Source organism: Ochrobactrum sp. SFR4 (assembly GCF_019730395.1).
Lineage (GTDB): Bacteria > Pseudomonadota > Alphaproteobacteria > Rhizobiales > Rhizobiaceae > Pseudochrobactrum.
In genome coordinates this window covers 1-684 of record NZ_JAAPBB010000076.1, presented here as the reverse complement: position 1 = coordinate 684, position 684 = coordinate 1, and the positions used below count along the sequence as shown (strand labels likewise).

1 protein-coding gene is annotated in these 684 nt (G+C 55.7%); it reads left to right on the top strand.

Going from position 1 to position 684, the window contains the following annotated elements; translation table 11 throughout:
• Positions 1–55 precede the first annotated feature (55 nt).
• Positions 56–684 (top strand): hypothetical protein (locus tag HBA93_RS17920; protein ID WP_221724196.1); only part of this gene is annotated, 629 nt, incomplete at its 3' end.

Sequence of the window (684 nt, the reverse complement as noted above, 5' to 3'; positions counted from 1 at the left end):
TGGGCAGTATTTGCGCAATGCCGTCTCAGCCGTATGGCGGAATCCGGACACGACGATGCACATGATCAAAGAGCAGGTCGATAAGCACCATGTGCCAACTTCCCGGCTTGTTCCAGAGATCCGAGCAAAGCCGCTTGCATATGGCGAGTTGCTTGGAAACTGGTCTCTGTTGGGGCACAATGATGCGGCCAGAGATAAAGCCCTCACATCGCTCGATCACGCGCTTTCTGCCCTTCACGATTACGGACAAAGGCGCACCAATCTGCGTAACGATTTAACCCGCCATGAGCAGCGGTTCCGGAATCTCATGCGTGAGCCTTTGGCAGACCTGTCGCCGGCTGCGCGTGAGCTGGTCGGCCGGATCGAGCAATGCCCTGTCGAAAAGCTAAGCGGGCTGATCGCGACGGCTGATGACAAGCAAGCCTTTGGTGAGCTTCGCAGCCTTGTCGATGGCGTCAAAGAGCGCTTTGGTGTTGGGAATTCAGGCGATCTTGATCGCGATCGATTGACCCGCGCCATGCCGGACGTTTCCGAACAGCGGCTGAATGCGTTCATTGAGGGATCTTCGAAGGCCAATCAACTCACAACGAGAGTTCAAGCAGCTCAGCGCGGCCATGAAATTTCATTGCGCCAAGAACAGTCGATGGATCGCGGACATGAGAGGGGCGAGGGTTTTTCACATTA